Genomic DNA, 22,979 nt, shown 5'->3' with positions numbered 1-22,979 from the left:
TGCGGATAAGGTGCTGATGGATTTGGCTGAAGTATGGCCCCAACTATACTTAGTTTATACTTTGTAACAGCGTTCATTTCAATTCCCTAATCCGCACATCTAAAAATTAATTTTCGTAACTTTGCCCCCTGATTATGAAGAAGAAAGTAGCTTTTTATACTTTAGGTTGTAAGCTTAACTACTCCGAAACCAGCACGATCGGGCGTATTTTCCAGGAGCGCGGGTTTGAGAAAGTAGAGTTTACCGATGCGCCGGATATTTACGTTATCAATACCTGCTCGGTAACCGATAACGCCGACAAGAAGTGCCGCAAGATTGTGAAGGAGGCGCAGAAGCACTCCCCTAATGCCTTTATCGCCATCCTCGGATGCTACGCGCAGCTTAAGCCGAAGGAAATTTCCGAGATTCCGGGGGTCGATGCCGTGCTGGGCGCTGCCGAGAAATTCCAGTTGGTGGACATCCTGGAAACCTTCGAAAAGAAAGACAAGGCCGAAATCTACGCCAGCCCGATATCGGAGGCCAATACTTTCCATAACTCCTACTCCTTCGGCGACCGCACCCGCACCTTTCTGAAAGTACAGGACGGCTGCGACTACTCCTGCACCTTCTGCACCATTCCGCTGGCGCGTGGCAACAGCCGCTCCGACAGCATCGAAAACGTTGTGAGATCGGCAAACGAGATTGCAGAGTCGGGTGTGAAGGAGATTGTGCTGACCGGCGTGAACACCGGCGATTTCGGCCTGCAGGACGGAAAGCGTGTGGAGACTTTCTACGAGCTGATTCAGGAGTTGGACAAGGTGGAAGGCATTGAGCGTTTCCGCATCTCCTCCATCGAGCCAAACCTGCTGAAAGACGAGGTGATTGAGTTTGTGGCCGGCAGCCGCCGCTTTATGCCGCACTTCCATATCCCGCTGCAGTCGGGCTCCAACAAAATCCTCAGGCTCATGCGCCGCCGCTACCTCCGCGAGCTGTACGCCGACCGTGTGGCCAAAATCAAATCGCTGATGCCGCACTGCTGCATTGGCGTGGACGTGATCGTGGGTTTCCCGGGCGAGACGGAGGAGGATTTCCTGGAGACCTATAACTTCATCAACGGCCTCGATGTGAGTTACCTGCACGTGTTCCCTTACTCGGAACGCGAGAACACCCTGGCCCCGGAAATGGAGGGCAAGGTAAGTATAAAAGACCGCAACCGCCGCGCCGATATGCTCCGCATACTTTCTGAGAAGAAAAAACGCCGCTTCTACGAACAAAACATTGGCCGTGAGTTTACGGTGCTGTTCGAGGACGATGTGAAAGACGGGCAAATGGAGGGCTGGACGGAGAACTACGTGCGCGTGGTAGCCAAGTATGACCCTGTGCTGGTAAACGAAATGAAGCACGTGCGCCTGACCCAAATTAACGCCCAGGGACTGATGGAAGCCGAGGAAACTTACCAGGAGGTGCTCCGGCATTAGGTTTTTGCCTCAGAAATCATTTATATTTAGGCTGCGAAATATTCCAACCAAAAATTAAGCTAAAGCGTGAAACTTTTAAAAATGACATTAGGTCTGGCTGCTGCCTCTGCCATGATGGTAGCCTGCAACCAGAAGGATAGCACCCCAACAGCTGCATCACCTGCCACTGAGACAACCACAGCCGCCAATCCGGATATCGTTTACGTAAACTCTGATTCGCTGCTGGCCAACTACGAATACTTTAAAGATGTGCGCAACCGCCTGCAGAAGAAGGCTGAGCAGAAGGAAAAAGACCTGCGCACCCAGGCCGAGTCTTTCCAGAAAGAAGTGCAGCGCTTCCAGCAGAACGCCCCTACTATGACGCAGCAACAGGCTCAGGCCACCGAGCAGCGCCTGATGCAGAAGCAGCAGCAACTACAGGCACTCCAGCAGAGCTCCGGCAACGAGCTGATGACAGAGGAGTCTGAGGAGATGAATAAAATCTACGACCGTGTAGAAGAGTATCTGAAGCAACTGAGCACCGAGCAAGGTTATAAAATGGTGCTTACGTACCAGCGCGGCAACAGCGCCATCCTGTACGGCGACTCTACCCTGGACGTGACCAAGGAAGTGGTGGACGCCCTGAACAAGACCTACGAGTCTGAGAAGGCCGAGGCCGACAAGAAGAAAGAAGCAGAAAAGAAGAAATAGCTTTCCTGAAGCAAGTATAAAAAAGCCTGTAGCTTAAGTGCTACAGGCTTTTTTGTTTTCTGCTGTACATGCCATATCTGAGGCATCACATCCCCTAACCCTTCGGCATTTTATACTTCTATTTATACTTTCAGCATATTATACCTTTACTAAGTCAGTATGGCGCACATCAGCTTGTATAATATCGGTACAAGATCCAAACTGTTCTGCAGTTCATGCTGCCAATATAAAAGTTAGCATCCCCCACCGATAACAGGTCCATTTTGCCTTAGCTATACTTCTTCCGAAAAAATCTAAAAAAATATTGCACAATCGTTTAGTTGCACATAACTTGCAACCATTCAGTTGCGTATTATACTACATGAGACGAGACGTATTTCAAGCCATAGCAGATCCTACCCGAAGGGCCATCATCGGCCTAATTGCGGTGCAGGCGATGACACCCAATGCCATAGCAGCGCATTTTAACAGCAGCAGACAAGCCGTGTCAAAGCACCTGCAAATACTGACCGAGTGCCAACTGGTAAAGCAAGAGCAGCAGGGAAGGGAAGTATACTATCACCTCGAAGCAAGTAAAATGAAGGAGGTGGATCAGTGGCTGGAGCAGTTCAGGAGTATTTGGGAAGGCCGCTTCCAGGAGCTCGATAATGTATTATCCACTTTAAAACAAAATAAACGATGAAAGAAGCATTAGCCTTTGACTTTTCTGTGGACAAGGAAAGCAAAACGATTACCGTGAAAAGAGAATTTGCAGCGGAGCTTGCGCTCGTGTGGGATGCCTACACCAAAAGCGAGCTTCTTGACCAGTGGTGGGCACCCAAGCCATGGAAGGCAAAAACCAAAACGATGGACTTCAGGGAAGGCGGCTCGTGGCTTTACGCCATGGTCGGGCCAGAGGGAGAAGAGCACTGGGCTTTGGCCAATTACAAACGCATTCAGCCCCATAAAGGCTTTACCGTTCTGGACGCATTTGCAGACGCTGAAGGGAACATCAACGAAGAATTGCCCCAATCAAGATGGGAAGTGACTTTTACCGACAACGGCAATGTCACTTTGGTAGAGAATAGCATAACGTTTGATGACCTGGCACAATTGGAAACCACCATCCAAATGGGCTTCAAGGAAGGACTGACCATGGCCATGGAAGGCCTGGATGAGTTGTTGGCTCAATGGCAGGGAGCAGCGGGAAAATAGCCGTAGCTCAGTAAGTTATACTTTTAAAGTATAAAGGGTCCAAACAGAAAGAGACGCAGTATATGCGTCTCTTCTTGTTTGGCTGTTAGCTGGTAAAAGCACTACTCATACCGCAACGATTCAATCGGATCAAGCTTGGAAGCTTTATAAGCCGGGTAATATCCGGATACTACCCCTACCAGCACACAAATAGTGAGGCCAGTGATAACCCACAGCCAAGGCACGAAAAATCCTGAACCTTCCGCAATCAGGGATGCAATGCCATTGCCCATCAGTATACCAAGTAATATCCCCACCAGTCCACCCAGTACACAAATCACAATTGCCTCAATCAGAAACTGCTGGCGAATCTGGAAAGAGGTGGCACCTAAGGCCTTACGTACGCCAATTTCGCGGGTGCGCTCGTTCACCGACACCATCATAATGTTCATCAGGCCCACGGAGGCACCCAGCAAGGTAATAAAGCCAATCACACCGCCACCCAGCTTCAGGTAACCGGAAATCTCATCCAGGCTTTGCACCAGCGAGTCGGAGCGGCGAATTTCGAAGGAATCCTCCTGCCCCAGGCCATCCTGCCGTATACTGCGCATTTTGCCTGTCGCCTCCCCCATCACATAGTTCAGCTCATCGGCTCTATAGATTGCTGTCTTGATATCGAAATTAAGCAGGGCGTTGCCGCTGCGGGGAATTTGCCGCCCGGTTTCCAGCGGAATGAGAATGCGCCTGTCGCTGCCGCCGCCCATGCTGGTCCCCTTTTTCTCTATCTGTCCCACTATTTTAAACCTGCGCCCCAAAAATGTAATGTACTCGCCTATCGCGTCTTTGTCTTTAAAAAGTGTCGTGGCAATTTCATCCCCCACCACGGCGACATTTATCCCCTGCTCCTGCTCAAAAACTGAGAAATCGCGTCCTTTGGCCAGGTTCAGGTTGTTGTTGAGCATGTAGTTCTCGTCCACGCCCACCACGTTGATGTTTGGGTTGGTTTTCTCGGTCTGGCTTTTCACCACCGTAGCCCCCGAAATAAAGGCCGAGAGGCTCACGCGCGCGTCCCCCTCCATCATGCGCTTGTACTGGATAGCCTGCTCGTAAGTAATATTGGGATATACCCGCTCGGTACGCCCTCCCTGGCTTCCCCGGTTATCCATTCCTTTCCTGCGGATGTCGAAGGCGTTGGCGCCGAGGTTAGAAAACGTCTGCGTAAGCGACTGCTTCATCCCGTCCACCGCCGTAAGTATGCCCACCAACGACATGATGCCAATGGAGATGATAAGCCCCGTCAGGATAGTGCGCAGCAAGTTACTCTGGATTGCCCGGAGGCCCTCTAAAATGTTTTCGGCTAGGTTCATGGGTTGAAAAGATGTGCGCTTTTGTTTTCTTTTACGTTAAGTATAAAAATCGGCACGCTGCTTCTAAGTTAGTGGCATTTTCTGAAAAAAGAACCACTTTTATACAGTAATTGACTTTTTAAAGACCAAACAGATGTTTTTCCGTACCACCGCTCTTATACTTTGCCTCCTCACCTTCTGCCTGCCGGGCTGGGCCAGCACCATCCTGATTCCGATGGACGAGACACAGAAGGATCACCTGAAGTCTTATGGCATGGCGTACTGGGTACTGGAACAGAACATCCCCGTGGACTGGCTGCTGAACTACCGGGGGGGCAGCTTTGCCTTTACCCACATGCCGCAGCTGGAGAACGAGCTGATTGTGCGCGGTGTGAGCTATACCGTTATCTCGGACGCACAGTATAACGGCGTGCTCAGCGAAATAGGCAACCCGGAAGCCAACATGGACATCATGAAGCTGGAGAAGGTACCGAAAGTGGCCGTGTATACGCCGAAGTCCAAAATGCCCTGGGACGACGCCGTAACGCTGGTTCTGACCTATGCCGAGATTCCCTACGACATCATTTATGATAAGGAGATTATAGAGGGCGCCCTGCCCAAGTATGATTGGCTGCACCTGCACCACGAGGACTTTACCGGGCAGTATGGCAAGTTTTACGCCAGCTACCGCCACTACCCCTGGTACCAGGAACAGCAACGCGAGTCCGAAGAATCTGCCACCGAGCTGGGCTTTGCGAAGGTATCTCAGTTAAAGCTGGGGGTGGTGAAGAAGATAAAGGAGTTTACCGCGGGCGGGGGCTTCCTGTTTGCCATGTGCTCGGCCACCGACACGTATGACATTGCCCTGGCCGCCGAGGGCGTGGACATTGTGGAGGCCATGTTTGACGGTGATGCCGCCGACCCAAATGCCCAAGAGAAGCTGGACTTCAGCAAGACCTTTGCTTTCCATAACTTCCGGATTTCGCGCAACCCGCTGGAGTATGAGTACTCTGACATTGACATGCAACCGCAGGAGCGGCCTGTAACGGAGGCCAACGACTTTTTCCAGCTCTTCACCTTCTCCGCCAAGTGGGACCCGATCCCGACGATGCTGACCCAGAACCACGCCAAAACCATCAAAGGCTTTATGGGTCAGACGACTGCTTTCCGAAACAGCCTGGTAAAGCCTGAGGTGGTGGTAATGGGCGAGAACAAGGAACTGGGCGAGATACGCTACATGCACGGCACCTACGGCCGCGGCACCTGGACCTTCTATGGCGGCCACGACCCGGAGGATTACCAGCACCTGGTAGGCGAAGAGCCCACCGACCTGGCCCTGCACCCCAACTCTCCCGGCTATCGCCTCATCCTGAACAACATCCTCTTCCCGGCAGCCAAGAAGAAGAAGCAGAAAACGTGATTTTTAGTTAAGAGTTATGAGTTAAAAGTTTTGAGTTAAATTGTTCTGATAACTATTAACTCATAACTCTTAGCTTTAAACTATACTTAGTGCATCCTGTCCGGGCGGGGTTCCAGGCTGCGGATGATATCGGCTTCTATGGCCAGCAATTCTTTCAGGCGGGCGTCTACTTCGTCGGCAGGCATATACTCCTTGGCCAGCTTCACGAAACTCACGTAGTGCCCTGCCTCAGACACCATCAGTTCGTAATAAAACTTCTGTAGCTCCTCGTCCTGGATATTCTTCCAGAGTAGTTTAAAGCGCTCGCAGCTACGAGCCTCGATAAGGGCGTTTACCAGTAGATGGTCCATGAGTTGCCGCTCGCGCTCGCCGCCTTTACGAATGTGCTTGGCCAGTTCCACCACATACTCATCGGGTCTGTTACGGCCCAACTTGTAGCCACGCTTCTTCAGTTGCTCCATCACGCGCTCAAAATGGCTCCACTCCTCGGCCACCAATTCCGTCATCTCGTCTACCAGGCGCTCCTTGTCGGGGTATTTCACAATCAGCGAAATGCCAGACGTAGCCGCTTTCTGCTCGCAATAGGCATGGTCTACCAGAATTTCCTCGATGTTCTTCTCGGCAATATTTACCCAGCGCGGGTCGGTAGGCAGTTCCAGCCGAAGTATGGTTTTGGTTGGTTGTGTCGTGGACATGGGTAATTAATTTTGAATGAGTGGGTGAGTGAATGCGTGAATACTAGAAGCGCTCATTTAGAAGTATAAGGTAAGTGCCTCAGTGCTCCTCATTTCGTGATACTTCTGAAATCCTTGATCCACCTGTAGCAGCTCAGCCAATTAACAAATAGCCATTATTAATCAAAGAACCTCCAGGTTACGCCGAAGGTGAAGCTGCGGCGCAGGCCAGGGTATAACGGCGTCAGGAAGTATACCGGCTCGGTTAAACCCTGGTTGATGTGGCTCATTTTCAGGAACACGTTTACAGTTTTGATGTCGGCGTTGAGGAAAACCTCCGCCACAGGATAGCCCTGCACGGCAAAGTTATCCTGCACATAGAACTGCTGAATAACCGGCATATAGCCATAGCCATAGTACTCAGACATATATGTACCCTGCACACCCAGCTGCACAAACAAGGCGTTCTTGAACAGCGGCCCCTGCAAGTATAACTTCGACTCCACCAGCCAATCCGGCGTCCGGATATACTTAGCTTCGTCGGTGTTAGTATAGACTAAATAGTTATCAAAGTATAGCGGACCAAAGTTTATTTTATGTGCCAGGCTGGCACCCCAGAAATACTGGTTGCCGCTTAGCTGATCGGGTCTAGCGTCCTTATCAAAGTATATCCAGCGCCTAATGTCTGTATAACGGCCGTCCAGCTTCAGGTACTGGCGTTTACCAATTTTCTGATGAAGGCCCGCCCCGATGCGGTTTACAGCAATATTGGCCCAGTCTTCAGTCCAAGTAAAGTGATTGCTCAGCATATAGCGCTGTACGCGCGAAGGAGAGTACAACACACGTTCAAGCGAGCCATAGGCACCTCCTAACCTGGCCATCCCTTTGATGCGGTAATCACCGGGTAGTTGGTATTCAGCGCTGCCCGTCAATTCGGCCAGCTCTTTATAGAACAGCCTGATATCACCACCAATCAATACCTGATTAAAGCTTCCATCTGTGGTTATGTCCCGGTATACCGAACCAGCCTGTACTGTGTCTGGCAATTCTTCCTCAGGAACCTGCTGAATAGCGCTGTACTTGATGTTGGCATTCCGCAACTTCACATACGCCTTGTAGGACGAGAGCTTGTTATTACCTGTTAGTCCAAAGGTGTTCTCTAACTCCCTGTAATTCGTCGCATCGCGGGTGCGGATAGAATCTAAAGTTATTTTGGGGTAAAGATAGGAAGGCGGAACTACAAGGCGTCTGGGCAATGCATCGTCTACATACTCGTTCTTCTGGCGGCCGAAATCAAAGGTGTGGTATACTTTCAGGTTTTCCTGGGCGAGCCGGTAAATGTGTGTCAGGTGGAAGTTGTTTCTTGCTTCGTTGTTCAGGGCTTGGTTCAGGTAGACGGGTGCCTCCTCAAACTGCTCCAGTTCGCCTCTACCCCTGCCATTAACTAAAGTTGTGTCCACGCCCCCTGTTTCTACCTGCTCCACCTTCATGGTCGTAAAGTTGAAGAAGAGGTCATACTTCTCGTTCGTGGAACGGTAGTGCGTGAAAATCTTCACAGACTGGTTGTCCAGGAAGTCGCGGAGCTGCCTGTTGCGCGAAGCAGGTCCTATCTGCTGGTTGGCGGACAGGATTTGGTACGCCACACCAAAGTTCCAGTTGGGGTTGATGTTGCGCGTATGCAGGGCCTCGAATACTGTTTCGCCGCGCCCGCCCTGCACATACTTTAGGTGCGTATAAGGGGAGCGGGTGTTGTAGTAGAGTGTTTTGTGAGGGTCATAGGCATAGCGGTCAAAGATATTTTTGCCCAGCCGCACACCAATCTTCTCCGGCATCTGGAAAAATATAGGCGTGGCCGCCGTGCCGATGTTACCCAAGTGCTGGTAGAAAGCCGTGTCGTTATACCAGTAGCGCTCGTTATGGTGGTTGTTCAGTGACGTATCGATGGGCACCGCCTCATAACGCCCCATCAGCACATCCTGCTCATAGAACCTCAGAACCGTTTTAGGCCCGTAGAGCATCTTAGTGGTATCATCGATGATTTGGGCAAAGCTGACAGTGTTTACCAGCAGCAGGCCCAGCACTAAAAGTATAAAGGCGGATAGTTTTCTCTTCACGTCTCAAAAATAGTGAAATAATAATGTAAATCTGCAGCCCTAGGCTGGTAACAGCTGTTTTACGTGCTCCAGCACCAGCATGTCAAACGTATCACCGTCTGCCAGGAATTGTACCTCAATCGGCACAAAAAAGATGGGCAGTTGCTTTGTAATAGGTTGCAAACCGGCATCCGTCAGCTTCACGGCGTCTTTCCTGGTCGTCAGCACAGCGGCCCCCTTATAATCCTCCTGCTGCAGCAGTGCCTCCAGTTCCTGCAGGTCTTTGGCAGTATACGGGTGATGATCGGGGTACGAAATATGCCGCAGCAACGTATAGCCCTGGCCGCTCAGGTATTTTTTAAGCGGTTCGGCATTGGCGATGCCCGTCAGCAGCACCACCTTCTGCCCCGGGATGGCGACAGCCCCCACTGCCACGGGTGCTCCGTAGGTAAATGTAGAGAAGAAGACAGGAGTGCCTGCACTAGTATACTGCGCCACCTGTTGCGCCATCTCCTCACGCTCCCGCTGCGCCAACCCCGCCGGGCACTTGCTGACAATGACAGCATCGGCTCGCCTTGCTCCGGTTCTAGGCTCGCGTAGCCTGCCGGCAGGAAGCACATGGTCCTGGTAGAAAGGCCGGTTGAAATCCGTTATCAGCAGGCTAAGCGAGGGTGCTACCGGCCGGTGTTGCATGGCATCGTCCAGCACCACTACCTGCAGCCCCGGCACCTGCTGCTGCAGCTGCTCTACCCCCTTCACGCGATCCTCGCACACAGCCACGGCAACATCTTTAAAGTCAAGGTGGTATTGAAAGGGCTCATCTCCTAGTATGGAAGCCGTTACTGTATCATCGGCAAGTATAAACCCTTTGCTCTTTCGCTTATAGCCCCGGCTAAGCGTGGCTACCTTATACTTATGCAGCAGGCGCAGCAGGTACTCTACGTGCGGGGTCTTGCCCGTGCCCCCCACAGTCAGGTTCCCGACTGCGATTACAGGCAGGCCGAACCGCCGCGACGGGCGCACTCCCTTGTCATACGCCAGGTTGCGGAGCCGCATAATGCCCCCGTACAGCTGCGCGAAAGGCCAGAGTGGTATGTGCAGATATTTGTGCATGGTTTTGTAACGCGTGCAATTTACGTTAATTTTAACGAGCCGAAGGGTACAACGAAAGAGAAAAACTATGGCAAAGATACACGAGGTAACCGCACTTTTGGAGCAACTCGCTCCGCTCCGCTACCAGGAAAGCTACGACAATGCCGGCCTGCAAACCGGAGACGCCAACGCAGAAGTTACAGGCGTGCTGGTAACGCTGGACTGCACGGAGGACGTGCTGGAAGAGGCTATCGAAAACGGCTGCAACCTGGTGGTGGCCCATCACCCGGTTATCTTTAAAGGGTTAAAGCAACTGACAGGCCGCAGCTACGTGGAGCGCACCATCATTAAGGCCATCCAAAACAACATCGCCATCTACGCCAGCCACACCAACCTGGACAACGTGCTGAACGGGGTGAATACCAAAATTGCTGATAAACTGGGCCTGCAGCAGCAGCGGATACTGGTAAACAAGCCCAACACGCTCATGCAACTGGTAACCTTTGTGCCCGCAGAGCATACGGAAGAGGTACTGGCGGCCCTGCATGCGGCTGGCGCCGGGAACATCGGAGAGTACAGCGAATGCAGCTTCAGCGTTACCGGCACCGGTCGCTTTACGCCTTCAGAGCAGGCAAACCCCACGATAGGCGGCGCCAACATGCCGGAGCAGGTGCAGGAAGACCGACTCGAACTCCTCTTCCCGGCTGTGCTACAAGGTAAAATCATGGCGGCACTAAAGCAGGCACACCCTTACGAGGAGGTGGCCCATTACCTTTATAACCTGGAGAACCAGAACCAGGAAGTGGGCATTGGCATGATTGGCGAACTGGAACGGGAGCTGACAGAGCAGGAGTTCTTGGCTTACCTGAAGGAGAAAATGGGGCTGCAGGGACTGCGTTATACTTCCATCGGGAGCAAAAAGGTGAAGCGTGTGGCCGTTTGCGGCGGTGCCGGAAGTTTCCTGATAAAAGACGCTCTGCGGCAAGGGGCTGACGCGCTCGTAACCGGCGATGTAAAATACCACGAATTCTTCGATGCCGAGGGGAAATTAATGATTGCAGACATTGGCCACTACGAAAGCGAGGTATACACAAAGGAGATATTTTATGACGCTATTTCAAAAAGTTTTACTAATTTTGCAGTCTTAATATCGCAAGTAAACACTAACCCCGTCAGATACACTTTTTAATACATGGAAAGTACTGTAGCCAGCAAACTGGAAGCACTATCTAAGCTTCAAAGCATCGATTCGCAGCTTGATGAAATTAAAAGAGTCAGAGGAGACCTGCCTGAGGAGGTTCAGGACCTGGAAGACGAAATTGAAGGCTATGAGGTGCGGGTACGTAAGTTTGATGATGAGGTAGCAGCCCTGAACGATGCCATCGCGCAGCGCCGTCAGGCTATCAAAGATTCTGAAGGCCTTATCCGCAAGTACGAGGATCAGCAGCAGAACGTACGCAACAACCGTGAGTACGACGCCATCACAAAAGAAATTGAGCTTCAGAAACTGGAAATCCAGATCTCGGAGAAGAAGATAAAGGAAGCCCACTACCAGATAGAGCAGAAAAACTCTGAAATAGAAGAAACAAAGCACCGCCTCGAAGAGCGCCGCAAAGACCTGGATAACAAGCAGAAAGAGCTGGAACAGATCGTGGCGGAGAGCCAGGAGGAGGAGAAAAAACTGGAGGAAGAGCGCCAGGAGGCTGCCTCTGTGGTAGAAGACCGTCTGTTGAGCGCCTACAGCCGTATCCGCAAGAACGTGCGCAACGGACTGGCCGTGGTAACGGTGAAGCGCGACGCGTGCGGTGGTTGCTTTAACACCGTGCCGCCTCAGCGCCAGGCTGACATCGCGGCTCAGAAGAAAATCATCGTTTGCGAGCACTGCGGTCGTATTCTGTCTGGCGTGGAGCTGCGTGCTTATTAATTTGTATCTATCTTGAGCGAACACCGCTTGCATACAACAAACAGAAAAAGGATGGCTAAACCCCATCCTTTTTTTTTGTTGCCAGCCCTCTGGCTCCTGAGCCATACTTTGTTCGCCTCTCCGACCATCTCCCCCCAGCACAACGGCATTTACCAGCATGTGCTGAAGCTGAAAGTACCTCAGGCCCGTGCCCTGCTACAGCAGCAGGCCCAACACAAGTCCACTACCCTGCTGCTGGCCAACTACGCCGACTTCCTGGAGCTTTGCGTGCAGCAGGATCAGAGAAAGTACGAGCCACTGCTGGCGGCACAGGAAGCACGACTCGAGAAACTGGCAGACCTGCCTAAGGAAGTATGGCGCGACTATACGCTGGCCGAAGTAAGACTTCATACAGGCATGTCTAAACTGCTATTCGGAAATAGGTTATCCGCTGCATGGGATATCCGGAAAGCCTACCTGCAGTACCGCCACAACGAGCAACAGTACCCGGACTTCCTCGCCAATAAAAAGAACCTGGGGGTATTACAAGTGCTCATCGGTTCTGTACCGGACAAGTATAAATGGTTCCTGAACATCATCGGTTTAAAGGGAAGTATAAAACAGGGAGTGGCCAACCTAAAGGCAGCCTCCTCCACTGATAACCCATTTTACCAGGAGGCCCGGTTACTGCACGCCGTTATACTTCACCTGACCGAACCGGAGAAACAGGAGCAGGCCGTACGGCAGGCAACCGCCCTGGCTAAGCAAGAGCCCGACAATCTGTTGTTTCAGTTTGTGGCGATGCACCTGCTCAAGAAAACGCAGGCCAGCGAGGCGGCCCTGAAAGTTTACCTGCGCCGTCCGCAGGGAAGCGCTTACCTTACCTTCCCGTACCTCCACCACATGGCCGCCGATTTATACTTGTACCGCGCCGATTATAACGAGTCTATCCGGGAGAACCGGCAGTTTCTGAAACTGCATCAGGGGCAGCATTACCTGAAGTCGGCCAACTATAAACTATACCTGGCCTATGCACTTAGCAACCATAAACCACAGGCACAGTGGCATTTTCAGCAAATAACTGAAGTAGGCATTGAAGACACGGAAGAAGACCGCTATGCAGCCAAGTATGCCCAAAAACAGGAAGCCCTGGTAAAGCCGCTCATGCAGGCCCGTCTCCACTCCGATGGCGGGTACTTTCCGGAGGCGCTGCTGGCCCTGCAGCAGTTAGAACTTACTCCGGCCACACCGGCAGCTGTGCAGGCGGAGTATTTTTACCGCAAGGCCCGCATCTACCACGGCACCGACTCGTTGCAGCAGGCACTACCATTATATAAGCGAGCCATCGAACTGTGCCAGGGCACCGATTTATACTTTGCCCCGAGTGCTGCCCTGCAGGCAGGCTATATTTACCAGGAGCTACATCAACCACAAAAAGCCAAAGTATATTTTAAGCAGGCAATCAGTTATAAAAACCACGAGTATAAAAACAGTATCGACGCCAAAGCAAAACTGGCCCTGGCGGCCATGCAAGGTTCATGAAGTATAAAATAGACATAAGGCTAACTGATTTACCGGTACCAGTGGCGGAGTTCCGGCTGAAGGCACTTGCCTGGGCAGACGCGCACCCGTTGGCGGCATACTATACTTCCAACGGCATCGCCTATCCCCACCACGGCTTTGAAGAGATCCTGGCTGTGTCTGACGAACTGCTGCCGCTGCAGCAGGAAAACGCTTTTGAGGACCTGCACCGGCTCCTGGATGCGCAACACCCGCTGCTGTGCGGCTTCCTGGGCTACGACCTTAAAAACCAGACCGAGCGCCTCAGCAGCCACAACCCTGACGGTCTTGGCTTTCCCCTGCTGGCTTTCTTTGCCCCAAAAGTATATTTATACTTTAACGCATCAAGTATAACTATCTATACTTTACATAATAATACCTCCTCTATACTTGACACCATACTCGCCACTCCCACGGCCAAACCGGATGCACCACAAAGTATAAAACTGCGGCAGCGGGTATCCAGGCAGCGGTATGTAGCGCAGGTGAAACGGGTACAGCAGCATATTTTAGAGGGGGATGTGTATGAGCTGAACTACTGCATGGAGTTCTTTGCGGAGCAGGTGCGACTGCAACCTTTGCCACTTTATTTGGCTCTGAATGCCGCTTCCCCCACTCCTTTTTCCGGTTACCTGAAGCTGCACGACAAGTACCTCCTGTGTGCCTCGCCCGAGCGTTTCCTCAAAAAAGAAGGCCAAAAGCTGATCTCCCAACCCATCAAGGGCACTATTCGCCGAGGCAATACACCGGAGGAAGATCTAGAGCTAAAGCACCGGCTTCGGCATGACGAGAAGGAACTTGCCGAGAACATGATGATCGTGGACCTGGTCCGCAACGATTTAAGCCGCTCCTGCGCCACCGGAACCGTGCACGTAGAAGAAATGTTCGGGATTTATGGCTTCCAGCAGGTCTGGCAGATGATTTCGACGGTGGTTGGCGAGCTGAAGCCACAGAAGGACTTGGTGGACGCCTTAAGGGGTGCTTTTCCGATGGGAAGTATGACCGGAGCCCCTAAAATCAGCGCCATGCAACTGATTGAGGAATTGGAAGACACCAGGCGCGGGCTGTACTCTGGCGCTTTCGGCTACATCAAACCCAACGGCGACTGCGATTTTAATGTGGTAATCCGGAGTATACAGTACAACGCCAGCAGCGGCTATCTTAGTTTTATGGTGGGCAGCGCCATCACCTACGACTCTGACCCGGAACTGGAGTATGAAGAGTGCCTGCTCAAGGCAAAAGCCATGTTTAAGGTTCTTTCTAATGAATAACCAATAATGAGTAATGATTAATAAGTAGCCATTGTGCCCGGAAGACTAAGAAGGCATTTAACAGGCCAATTTAGAATGCCAGAAGCCGGGATTCTCCTTCCATATCAGTTCATTCCTCATTATTCATCCTTCATTATCAATTACTAACCACTTCTTCTCTGCCATTCTGTCACGTTTTTGAATTCATTATAGTATATTTGCAGCTATACTAACGTATTATGGAGCCAATAGTAGATTTAGACTTTATTGATAACCGCACACCGGAGCAGGCCGCAGCCGCTGCCGCCTCCTGCGATACCAAAGTAACCGAGGAAACAAACACAGGTAAAAGCCGCAAACTATACATTGAGAGCTACGGCTGCCAGATGAACTTCTCTGACAGCGAGATTGTGTCATCGATTATGTTTGATCAGGGTTTCGACACGACTTCCGACATCGAGCAGGCCGACCTGGTGTTTCTGAACACCTGCTCCATCCGCGAGAAGGCGGAGCAAACCGTGCGCAACCGTTTGGGCCAGATAAACTACTATAAGAAGAAAAAGCCGGAAATGATGGTGGGCATACTTGGCTGTATGGCCGAGCGCCTCAAAAAATCATTGCTGGAAGAAGAGAAGATTGTGGATCTGGTAGTAGGTCCGGACGCTTACCGCGACCTGCCGAACCTGGTGAATCATGTGGACGGTGGCCAGAAAGCCGTGAACGTACTCCTGTCGCGCGAGGAAACGTATGCCGACATCAACCCGATTCGCCTGAACAGCAACGGCGTGAGCGCCTTTATCTCCATCATGCGTGGCTGCGATAACATGTGCTCTTTCTGCGTGGTGCCGTTTACCCGCGGCCGCGAGCGCTCCCGCGATGCGCACTCGATTGTGCGAGAGGCAGAAGCATTGGTAGCACAGGGTTATAAAGAAGTGACACTGCTGGGTCAGAACGTGGACTCCTATAAATGGGCCTCTGAAGACGGCTCCGAGCACGTAAATTTTGCCCAGCTGCTGGAAAAGGTGGCTTTGGTATCGCCGGATCTGCGCGTGCGCTTCTCCACCTCCCACCCGAAAGACATTACCGACGAGGTGTTGTATACGATGAAAAAGTATGACAACATCTGTAAATACATCCACCTGCCGGCCCAGAGCGGAAACTCCCGTGTGCTGGAGCTTATGAACCGTACCTACGACCGCGATTGGTACATCAACCGCGTGGACGCCATCCGACGCATTTTGGGCGAGGACTGCGGCATCTCCTCAGATATGATTGCAGGCTTCTGCTCCGAAACTGAGGAAGAGCACCAGGATACGCTCTCGCTTATGGACTACGTGCAGTACGATTACTCCTACATGTTCTTCTACTCTGAGCGCCCCGGCACGCTGGCAGCGCGCAAACTGGAGGATGACGTGCCGCTGGAGGTAAAAAAACGCCGCCTCCAGGAAATCATCGACAAGCAGCGCGAAACGTCGCACAACCGCAACAAGCGCGACGTGGGCAAGGTGCACAAGGTGCTGGTAGAGAACTTCTCCAAGAAATCAGACGAGTTCCTGAGCGGCCGCAACGACCAGAACAAGGTGGTTATCTTCCCGAAAAAGCACTACAAGAAAGGCGATTACGTGAACGTGTTCGTGAACGACTGCTCTGTAGGCACCCTGTTTGGCGAGGCGGTAGATTAGATTTGGAGATTTGGAAATGTGAGGATTTGAACATAAAAGTCTTCACAACACCTCATCTTCAAATTTCCAAATAGTCTAATCTTCAAATCTAAAACATGCGCAATATCGATATTCAAAGTATAAAACAACGGTTCGGCATCATCGGCAACTCGCCCTTGCTGAATTATGCCATCCAGGTGGCCGCGCAGGTAGCCCCCACCGATATGACGGTGCTTATTACCGGCGAGAGCGGCAGCGGCAAGGAGTCTTTCTCCAAGATCATCCACCAGCTGAGCCCGCGCAAGCATGGCCAGTTTATCGCCATCAACTGCGGCGCCATCCCAGAGGGTACAATCGACTCCGAACTGTTCGGCCATGAAAAGGGCTCCTTTACCGGCGCACATGATACCCGCAAGGGTTATTTCGAGGTGACGGACGGCGGCACTATTTTCCTCGACGAGATCGGGGAAATGCCGCTGGGCACGCAGTCGCGCCTGCTGCGGGTGCTGGAAAACGGCGAGTTCATTAAAGTTGGCTCCTCCAAAGTACAGAAAACTGATGTGCGGGTGGTGGCTGCCACGAACGTGAACCTGCTAAAGGCGGTGGAGAAGGGCGAGTTCCGCGAAGACCTGTACTACAGGCTGAACACGGTGCCGATTACGGTGCCGTCCCTCCGCGACCGCGGGGACGACATTCACCTGCTCTTCCGCAAATTCGCCGCCGACTTCTCTGAGAAGTATAAAATGCAGCCCATCCAGCTGACCCCGGAGGCGGTGCAGGAACTGCAGGCGTACCGCTGGCCCGGCAATATCCGCCAGCTGAAGAATATTGTAGAGCAGATTTCGGTACTGGAGTATGACCGGCTGGTAAATGCCGACACGCTGCGCCGCTACCTGCCCAAGGAAACCAGCTCCTCACTGGCCGTGATACAACAGAAAGAGGGTACTGGCGAGGGGGCTTTCTCCGAGCGGGACCTGCTCTACAAGGTGCTCTTCGACATGCGCCGCGATGTATCTGAGCTTAAGAAGCTTGTTTTTAACATGCTGGCCCATCAGCCAAACGATGAAGACCTGCTGCGCGAGCACAGCCACTTGTTTGAGAACATGGAGCAGCCGCAGTTTAACGGGCGATCGTACAAACCCGAGCCTGTGCAAAGCGAGCCCCTGTACCTGCCCATCAAGCAAAGCCCGGCGCGGGAGTATGAGGAGGAAAAGGTGGAGGATATTCCGCACGAGACCGAGGAAGAAAGCCTCTCCTTGGAAGATAAGGAGCGCGAGCTGATTTTAAAGGCGCTGAAAAAGCACAACAACAAGCGCAAGTATGCCGCCCAGGACCTGGGCATATCGGAGCGCACCCTTTACCGCAAACTAAAGCAGTATGACATCGAAGATTAAATCCCGCTTTTTAGGCCAGATATTGCTGTTGCTGCTGTTTATAAGCAGCAGTGGCTGTGGCATCTATTCCTTTACCGGCACCAACCTCTCCCCGGATATCAGGACAATGTCCATCCAGAACATTGAGAACAGCACCGGAGAAGGGCCTTCAAACCTGACGCAGGTAGTGACCGACAACATGAAGGATTATTTCCGCCGCAACACCAATCTTACCATTGTGCAGAGCGAGGGAGACTTGCAATTAGCCGGTCAGATTGTTAGCTTTACTTACTCTCCGGCCGCTATTCAGCGCGACGGGCAGCAAGACATTGCCTCTCTAAACCGCCTGACGCTGGGTATTCAAATTAGATTCGCCAACGTGAAGCAGCCAGAGAAGGATTTTGAGAGAACATTTACCATTTCGCAGGACTTCCCGCAGAACGTGGACGTCACCCAGCTTTCAACGGCGCAGATAGAGCAGCTGACCGAGCAGCTGGTGGTAGATGTTTTCAACAAAACCGTGGCAGATTGGTAATGCCGTTTTTTCCGGAACCTAAGCAAGTATGAATAAATCGGCATTTTTACAACTGATCAAGCAGGCCTCCAGCATCTCCGACCAACAGACGGAAGAGCTGGAGAAGGTGGCGGCTACCTTCCCCTACTGCCAGACGGCGCACCTGCTGCTGGCTAAGTCAGCCTACGACAAGGGAAGCATGCTATCCACGCAACGCCTGCGTCGGGCCTCCGCCTACGCCACCAACCGCCAACTGCTCAAGCGCATCATTTATACTTCGCCGGTAGCCGAGCCGCAGTTTGACGAGGCCGCAGTGGAGGAGCAGTACATAGCCCAGGTCGAGGAACTTCCACAGCCACATGCTGTTTCTGTAGTAATAGATGAACCTGAAGAGCATAACAATTCTATTACAGAAGAAGTTATACTTTCAGAGTCAGTTGAGGAGCCGGAAGTAGTTGATCCTGTGCAGGCAGAAGTAACAACGGCTGAAAGTATAGCGAAGGCACCACTGGAAAGTATAAACGAGGAAGAGGATGTGGAGGATGCCATCTTGCCGGAGGATCCGGAAGAGGAAAGTATAAAAAACGACTTCCCGTCTGACAAGGCCATTCTGGAGCAGCCGATGGAGAAGCTTGACTCTGAGCTTGCCCTGCTGCTAACCATAAAGAGCCTGAGCCCCTCCTTCACCGACCTGCTGGCCCGAAAGCCCGATGTAGCTCCAGCACCGACCTTGCCAGTAACCGAGCTGCCGCAGCAGACACTACAGCAAGAGGCTATTGAACCGCAGCAGGAAGAAGAAACGCAAGTTGTTACCCCGCCTGCCGATGACCTGGCCACCATCATTGCAACAGAGGCCGCTTTAGCAGCAAGGACATACTATAGTATAGAAGATACCGAAGAAGAGGCTATTCCTACCCCGCCCCATACGGAGCCGGAGGCGAAAAGCCCGGAGCCGGAAGAGGCCGAGGTGAAGTATGCCTTTGATGAGATAGACATGATGTACCAGCAGGATGTGCTGGGTTACTGGATGTCGTCGAGCCGGACGGGCGAGGTGCTGGTGCTGAAAGAAGGAAATGAGTTTGTGCGCGAGCGGCCTGCTGCTTTCCATCCGGAGCTTATACTGGAGTACAGCAAGGTGCATGGCCTTTTAAAGGTGGAAGACGACCGCACGCCTGCCCTGCACGGGCAACAGGACATCATTGACCAGTTCCTCAAAATCAGCCCGCGCCTTAAAACGCTTAACAACATTAAGCTAAAGCCTGAGCCCCAGGAAGACTTGTCGCTGAAAAGCACCAAAATAAAGCGGGGAATCGCCTCCGAGAGCCTCGCCAACATCTTTGTAAAGCAGGGAAAGGCGAAGAAAGCCATCAAAATATATGAGCAACTCATTTTGAAATATCCGGAAAAAAAGAGTTACTTTGCCGAACAGATCGAAAAATTACAAAACATAAGCTAACATGTATATCGCCCTTATTAGTATCATTATCTTTATCTGCGTGCTGCTTGTATTGGTTGTACTTGCTCAGAACCCTAAGGGAGGCGGCCTCTCAAGCCAGTTTGGCGGTAGCACCAGCCAGCTAATGGGCGTTAAGCGCACCGGCGACCTGCTCGAGAAACTGACATGGGGCTTTGCTATTGGCCTTGTGGTACTCACGCTGGCTACGCACATGCTGGGTAGCTCTGGAAGTGGAGCCGTAAGAAGTGTTAACGAAGAGCGTGCCCGCCAATCTCAGTTACCGGCTGCTCCGGGAGCACTGCCAGGTGCTGCCACTGATACGACTGCTGCCATACCAGGTGCCGGTGAAATTCCAACAATGATTGACACCGCTGCCAACTAAAGACATATAGCCCATCGGGTGAAAAGCCGGTTCTGCCAAGAGCCGGCTTTTTTATTTGCTCCCCTCCTGCCGCAGTCTGACAGAATTACAAAAAAGTTCCTGATAGTGGCAGAAAATGACAAACCTGACAGGCAAAAGGGCGTTATAGACTGAAAAATTGGCTTAAAATGGCAGCCTTGCCGCATTGGCACAGGAAATGATAATACACCGGTAGTTATTGTAGATTCATAACAACATAACATAACTAAATAACCAAAAACTATGTCGATCAACATCAAACCATTAGCAGACAGAGTGATTGTGGCTCCTGCTGCAGCAGAAGAAAAGACTAAGTCTGGTATCATTATTCCTGACACTGCTAAAGAGAAACCTCAGCGTGGTGAGGTGGTAGCCGTTGGTGAAGGCAAAGTATCAGAGCAAGGTGCCCTGATGAAGCCACAGGTTAACGTTGGCGATACCGTGTTGTACGGCAAGTATGCCGGTACGGAGATATCCATCGATGGCAATGATTACCTGATCATGCGCGAGTCTGACATCCTGGCTGTTCTCTAATCAACCCAAACTTAAACCTAATCCATAAAAAATAAAGATATGGCTAAAAACATCACATTCGATGCCGATGCACGCACCAAAATTAAGTCTGGTGTAGATAAACTGGCTAACGCTGTTAAAGTAACCCTGGGCCCTAAAGGCAGAAACGTTATCATCGACAAGAAATTCGGTGCCCCCACCATCACCAAGGACGGTGTTTCTGTAGCGAAGGAAATAGAGCTGAAAGACGCTATCGAAAACATGGGCGCGCAGCTGGTAAAAGAGGTTGCCTCTAAAACAGCTGATCAGGCTGGTGACGGTACTACTACCGCTACCGTGCTGGCGCAGGCAATTTACACTGCCGGTATTAAGAACGTGGCTGCAGGTGCCAACCCAATGGACCTGAAGCGTGGTATTGACAAGGCTGTTGAGGCTGTAGTAGAGAACCTGCGTTCGCAGTCAAAGAAAATCGAGAATTCTTCTGAGATTTCTCAGGTGGGTACTATCTCTGCCAACAACGACGCTGAGATCGGTAAGATGATCGCTGATGCGATGGATAAAGTGGGCAAAGACGGTGTGATTACCGTTGAAGAGGCCAAAGGAACTGAGACTGAGGTAAAAACGGTGGAAGGTATGCAGTTTGACCGCGGTTACCTGTCTCCATACTTCGTGACGAACGCGGAGAAAATGGAAGCTGACTTCGACAACCCGTTCATCCTGATCTACGACAAGAAAGTATCTACCATGAAAGAGCTGCTTCCTGTTCTGGAGCAAGTGGTTCAGACTGGTAAAGGCCTGGTAATAGTGGCTGAGGATGTAGACGGCGAAGCGCTTGCAACATTGGTTGTAAACAAGCTGCGCGGCTCCCTGAAAATCGCTGCTGTGAAAGCCCCTGGCTTCGGTGACAGAAGAAAAGCCATGCTGGAGGACATCGCTATCCTGACTGGCGGTACTGTAATCTCTGAGGAGCGCGGCTACAAGCTGGAGAACGCTACCCTGGATTACCTGGGCCAGGCGGAGAAAGTGATCATCGACAAAGACAACACCACCATCGTGAACGGTGCCGGTACAAAAGACGATATCACGGCTCGCATCAACCAGATCAAAGCGCAGATGGAGACAACTACATCTGACTACGACAGAGAGAAGCTGCAGGAGCGCCTTGCCAAGCTTGCCGGTGGTGTAGCCATTCTTTACATTGGTGCTTCTACAGAAGTAGAAATGAAGGAGAAGAAAGACCGCGTAGACGATGCCCTGCACGCAACACGTGCTGCCGTGGAGGAAGGTATCGTGGCGGGTGGTGGCGTGGCCCTAATCCGCGCTATTGATGCCCTGGAGAGCCTGGAAGTTGAGAACGCTGACCAGAAGACTGGTATTCAGATCATCAGAACTGCCATTGAGGCTCCTCTGAGAACTATCGTGGCGAACGCTGGTGGCGAAGGTTCTGTGGTTGTGCAGGCTGTGCGTGAAGGCAAAGGTGACTTCGGTTACAATGCCCGCACCGACAAGTATGAGAATATGTTTGCGGCCGGTATCATCGACCCAACTAAAGTTACGCGTCTTGCCCTGGAGAACGCAGCCTCTATCGCTGGTCTTCTGCTTACTACCGAGTGTGTAGTTTCTGAAGAGCCTGCTGAGGAAGGTGCTGCTCCAGCTATGCCAGGTGGCATGGGCGGCATGGGCGGCATGATGTAATAAGCCCCCGCGCTTAAAGTATAAAAAAAGGCCTAAGCAATAAGCTTAGGCCTTTTTTTATCATACGTAAAGTATCAACGCGGCTATTGGAGCTCCTTAATGCGGATGGTGATATCATGCGGAGCTGTTTCGTCACCGCCAAAGTATGGGTAAAGCTGATAGCCCTCTGCTGCCCCGGTGCAGGCGCGTGGCATCGCTACCTCCTGCCCATACATCACAAAAACATACCTGCCCTCTTCCACGCGCAGTTCCAGTGGAACTGGCTGCCCCAACGGCACGGCTCCTAGTAATTTATAATCCCACTTCTTGTTCAGGTAAGTATAGGCCAGCACTTCCAGCCTGTTGTTGTGCCATCGCCAGCCAAAGCGCGCACTGTTCACCTGGTGGCTGGTGCTGCAGTCCGAGAACCCATACAGTTTGTTGATGTCGGCCTGGTTGTTAGGCTTTGCCGAAGTATAAATGGCCGAGTTGTCAAATGTCACTTCAAAGCGAAGCGCAGTTGCACTCACCTGCTTCATCGTATTCTTATCCGAATAATGTGCCCCCTTTTTGATAGTATGTACAACGGCAGGCTTTTCCTCTTTTTTCGGGCTAACGGCTTTTTCGGTTGTGCAAGCGGCCAGGCAAAGTATAAACGACAACGACAGCAGCGCCCGAAGAGGCTTTACAGTAAATAACATGGCTAAAAGTATAAATATTAAGTGTTGTT

Annotated in this window: 21 protein-coding genes; 16 read left to right on the top strand and 5 right to left on the bottom strand. The window is 51.7% G+C overall.

What is annotated here, in order from left to right; genetic code table 11:
- Positions 1 to 134 precede the first annotated feature (134 nt).
- From mtaB to C8N40_RS07460, 4 genes are all read left to right on the top strand, one after another.
- Positions 135 to 1,457 (top strand): tRNA (N(6)-L-threonylcarbamoyladenosine(37)-C(2))-methylthiotransferase MtaB, encoded by a 1,323-nt coding sequence (mtaB, locus tag C8N40_RS07475; RefSeq protein WP_108211161.1) that lies wholly within the window; start codon positions 135 to 137, stop codon positions 1,455 to 1,457.
- Between the two features lie 81 nt (positions 1,458 to 1,538).
- The gene (locus C8N40_RS07470; RefSeq protein ID WP_108211160.1) at positions 1,539 to 2,147 is read left to right on the top strand and encodes an OmpH/Skp family outer membrane protein; all 609 of its coding nucleotides are present in this window, start codon (positions 1,539 to 1,541) and stop codon (positions 2,145 to 2,147) included.
- 361 nt (positions 2,148 to 2,508) lie between these two features.
- A complete protein-coding gene (locus tag C8N40_RS07465; RefSeq protein ID WP_108211159.1) occupies positions 2,509 to 2,829 on the top strand; it encodes an ArsR/SmtB family transcription factor in 321 nt (106 codons plus the stop codon).
- Complete coding sequence (locus C8N40_RS07460) at positions 2,826 to 3,341, top strand: SRPBCC family protein (protein ID WP_108211158.1); 516 nt, start codon at positions 2,826 to 2,828, stop codon at positions 3,339 to 3,341. The genes C8N40_RS07465 and C8N40_RS07460 overlap by 4 nt, the downstream gene beginning before the upstream one ends.
- A gap of 101 nt (positions 3,342 to 3,442) precedes the next feature.
- Here the strand turns inward: C8N40_RS07460 and C8N40_RS07455 are convergent, their stop codons facing one another.
- Positions 3,443 to 4,687 carry an ABC transporter permease gene (locus C8N40_RS07455; protein WP_108211157.1) on the bottom strand — a complete coding sequence of 415 codons (1,245 nt, stop codon included), beginning with the start codon at positions 4,685 to 4,687 and terminating at the stop codon, positions 3,443 to 3,445.
- Between the two features lie 133 nt (positions 4,688 to 4,820).
- On the opposite strand from C8N40_RS07455, the gene C8N40_RS07450 reads away from it, so the two are divergent.
- Positions 4,821 to 6,086: an asparagine synthetase B gene (locus tag C8N40_RS07450; protein ID WP_108211156.1), complete on the top strand. Its 1,266-nt coding sequence runs from the start codon at positions 4,821 to 4,823 to the stop codon at positions 6,084 to 6,086.
- Between the two features lie 86 nt (positions 6,087 to 6,172).
- Here C8N40_RS07450 and C8N40_RS07445 read toward each other — a convergent pair whose 3' ends face one another.
- From C8N40_RS07445 to lpxK, 3 genes are all read right to left on the bottom strand, one after another.
- Positions 6,173 to 6,781: a MiaE family protein gene (locus C8N40_RS07445; RefSeq protein WP_108211155.1), complete on the bottom strand. Its 609-nt coding sequence runs from the start codon at positions 6,779 to 6,781 to the stop codon at positions 6,173 to 6,175.
- A gap of 158 nt (positions 6,782 to 6,939) precedes the next feature.
- Positions 6,940 to 8,874, bottom strand: coding sequence for a putative porin (locus C8N40_RS07440; protein WP_146173531.1), 1,935 nt, complete (start codon positions 8,872 to 8,874; stop codon positions 6,940 to 6,942).
- Positions 8,875 to 8,913: 39 nt separating this feature from the next.
- A complete protein-coding gene (lpxK, locus tag C8N40_RS07435) occupies positions 8,914 to 9,966 on the bottom strand; it encodes a tetraacyldisaccharide 4'-kinase (protein WP_108211153.1) in 1,053 nt (350 codons plus the stop codon).
- A 67-nt stretch (positions 9,967 to 10,033) separates the two neighbouring features.
- Between lpxK and C8N40_RS07430 the strand changes: the two genes are divergently transcribed.
- The 11 genes from C8N40_RS07430 (at position 10,034) to groL (ending at position 22,270) form a co-directional block, all read left to right on the top strand.
- The gene (locus C8N40_RS07430) at positions 10,034 to 11,134 is read left to right on the top strand and encodes a Nif3-like dinuclear metal center hexameric protein (RefSeq protein ID WP_108211152.1); all 1,101 of its coding nucleotides are present in this window, start codon (positions 10,034 to 10,036) and stop codon (positions 11,132 to 11,134) included.
- A 3-nt stretch (positions 11,135 to 11,137) separates the two neighbouring features.
- Positions 11,138 to 11,869: a zinc ribbon domain-containing protein gene (locus tag C8N40_RS07425; RefSeq protein ID WP_108211151.1), complete on the top strand. Its 732-nt coding sequence runs from the start codon at positions 11,138 to 11,140 to the stop codon at positions 11,867 to 11,869.
- Between the two features lie 75 nt (positions 11,870 to 11,944).
- Positions 11,945 to 13,390 carry a tetratricopeptide repeat protein gene (locus tag C8N40_RS07420; protein WP_245905037.1) on the top strand — a complete coding sequence of 482 codons (1,446 nt, stop codon included), beginning with the start codon at positions 11,945 to 11,947 and terminating at the stop codon, positions 13,388 to 13,390.
- Positions 13,387 to 14,679, top strand: coding sequence for an aminodeoxychorismate synthase component I (gene pabB / locus C8N40_RS07415; protein WP_108211149.1), 1,293 nt, complete (start codon positions 13,387 to 13,389; stop codon positions 14,677 to 14,679). Before C8N40_RS07420 ends, pabB begins: the two co-directional genes overlap by 4 nt.
- A gap of 218 nt (positions 14,680 to 14,897) precedes the next feature.
- Positions 14,898 to 16,340 carry a tRNA (N6-isopentenyl adenosine(37)-C2)-methylthiotransferase MiaB gene (gene miaB, locus C8N40_RS07410; RefSeq protein ID WP_108211148.1) on the top strand — a complete coding sequence of 481 codons (1,443 nt, stop codon included), beginning with the start codon at positions 14,898 to 14,900 and terminating at the stop codon, positions 16,338 to 16,340.
- 95 nt (positions 16,341 to 16,435) lie between these two features.
- Entirely contained in the window at positions 16,436 to 17,713 is a 1,278-nt protein-coding gene (locus C8N40_RS07405) for a sigma-54 interaction domain-containing protein (RefSeq protein WP_108211147.1), read from the top strand.
- Positions 17,697 to 18,227 carry an LPS assembly lipoprotein LptE gene (gene lptE, locus C8N40_RS07400; RefSeq protein WP_108211146.1) on the top strand — a complete coding sequence of 177 codons (531 nt, stop codon included), beginning with the start codon at positions 17,697 to 17,699 and terminating at the stop codon, positions 18,225 to 18,227. Before C8N40_RS07405 ends, lptE begins: the two co-directional genes overlap by 17 nt.
- Before the next feature lie 28 nt (positions 18,228 to 18,255).
- Positions 18,256 to 19,662, top strand: coding sequence for a tetratricopeptide repeat protein (locus tag C8N40_RS07395; RefSeq protein WP_108211145.1), 1,407 nt, complete (start codon positions 18,256 to 18,258; stop codon positions 19,660 to 19,662).
- A 1-nt stretch (position 19,663) separates the two neighbouring features.
- Positions 19,664 to 20,044 (top strand): preprotein translocase subunit SecG, encoded by a 381-nt coding sequence (secG, locus tag C8N40_RS07390; RefSeq protein WP_108211144.1) that lies wholly within the window; start codon positions 19,664 to 19,666, stop codon positions 20,042 to 20,044.
- 261 nt (positions 20,045 to 20,305) lie between these two features.
- Complete coding sequence (gene groES, locus C8N40_RS07385) at positions 20,306 to 20,596, top strand: co-chaperone GroES (protein ID WP_092097918.1); 291 nt, start codon at positions 20,306 to 20,308, stop codon at positions 20,594 to 20,596.
- 39 nt (positions 20,597 to 20,635) lie between these two features.
- Complete coding sequence (gene groL, locus C8N40_RS07380) at positions 20,636 to 22,270, top strand: chaperonin GroEL (RefSeq protein WP_108211143.1); 1,635 nt, start codon at positions 20,636 to 20,638, stop codon at positions 22,268 to 22,270.
- A gap of 83 nt (positions 22,271 to 22,353) precedes the next feature.
- Here the strand turns inward: groL and C8N40_RS07375 are convergent, their stop codons facing one another.
- Positions 22,354 to 22,950, bottom strand: coding sequence for a hypothetical protein (locus C8N40_RS07375; RefSeq protein ID WP_108211142.1), 597 nt, complete (start codon positions 22,948 to 22,950; stop codon positions 22,354 to 22,356).
- Positions 22,951 to 22,979: the final 29 nt, after the last annotated feature.

Source organism: Pontibacter mucosus, from assembly GCF_003054055.1.
GTDB lineage: Bacteria > Bacteroidota > Bacteroidia > Cytophagales > Hymenobacteraceae > Pontibacter > Pontibacter mucosus.
Note: the sequence above shows the minus strand (reverse complement) of the source record. Positions and strands in the feature narration are given on the sequence as shown.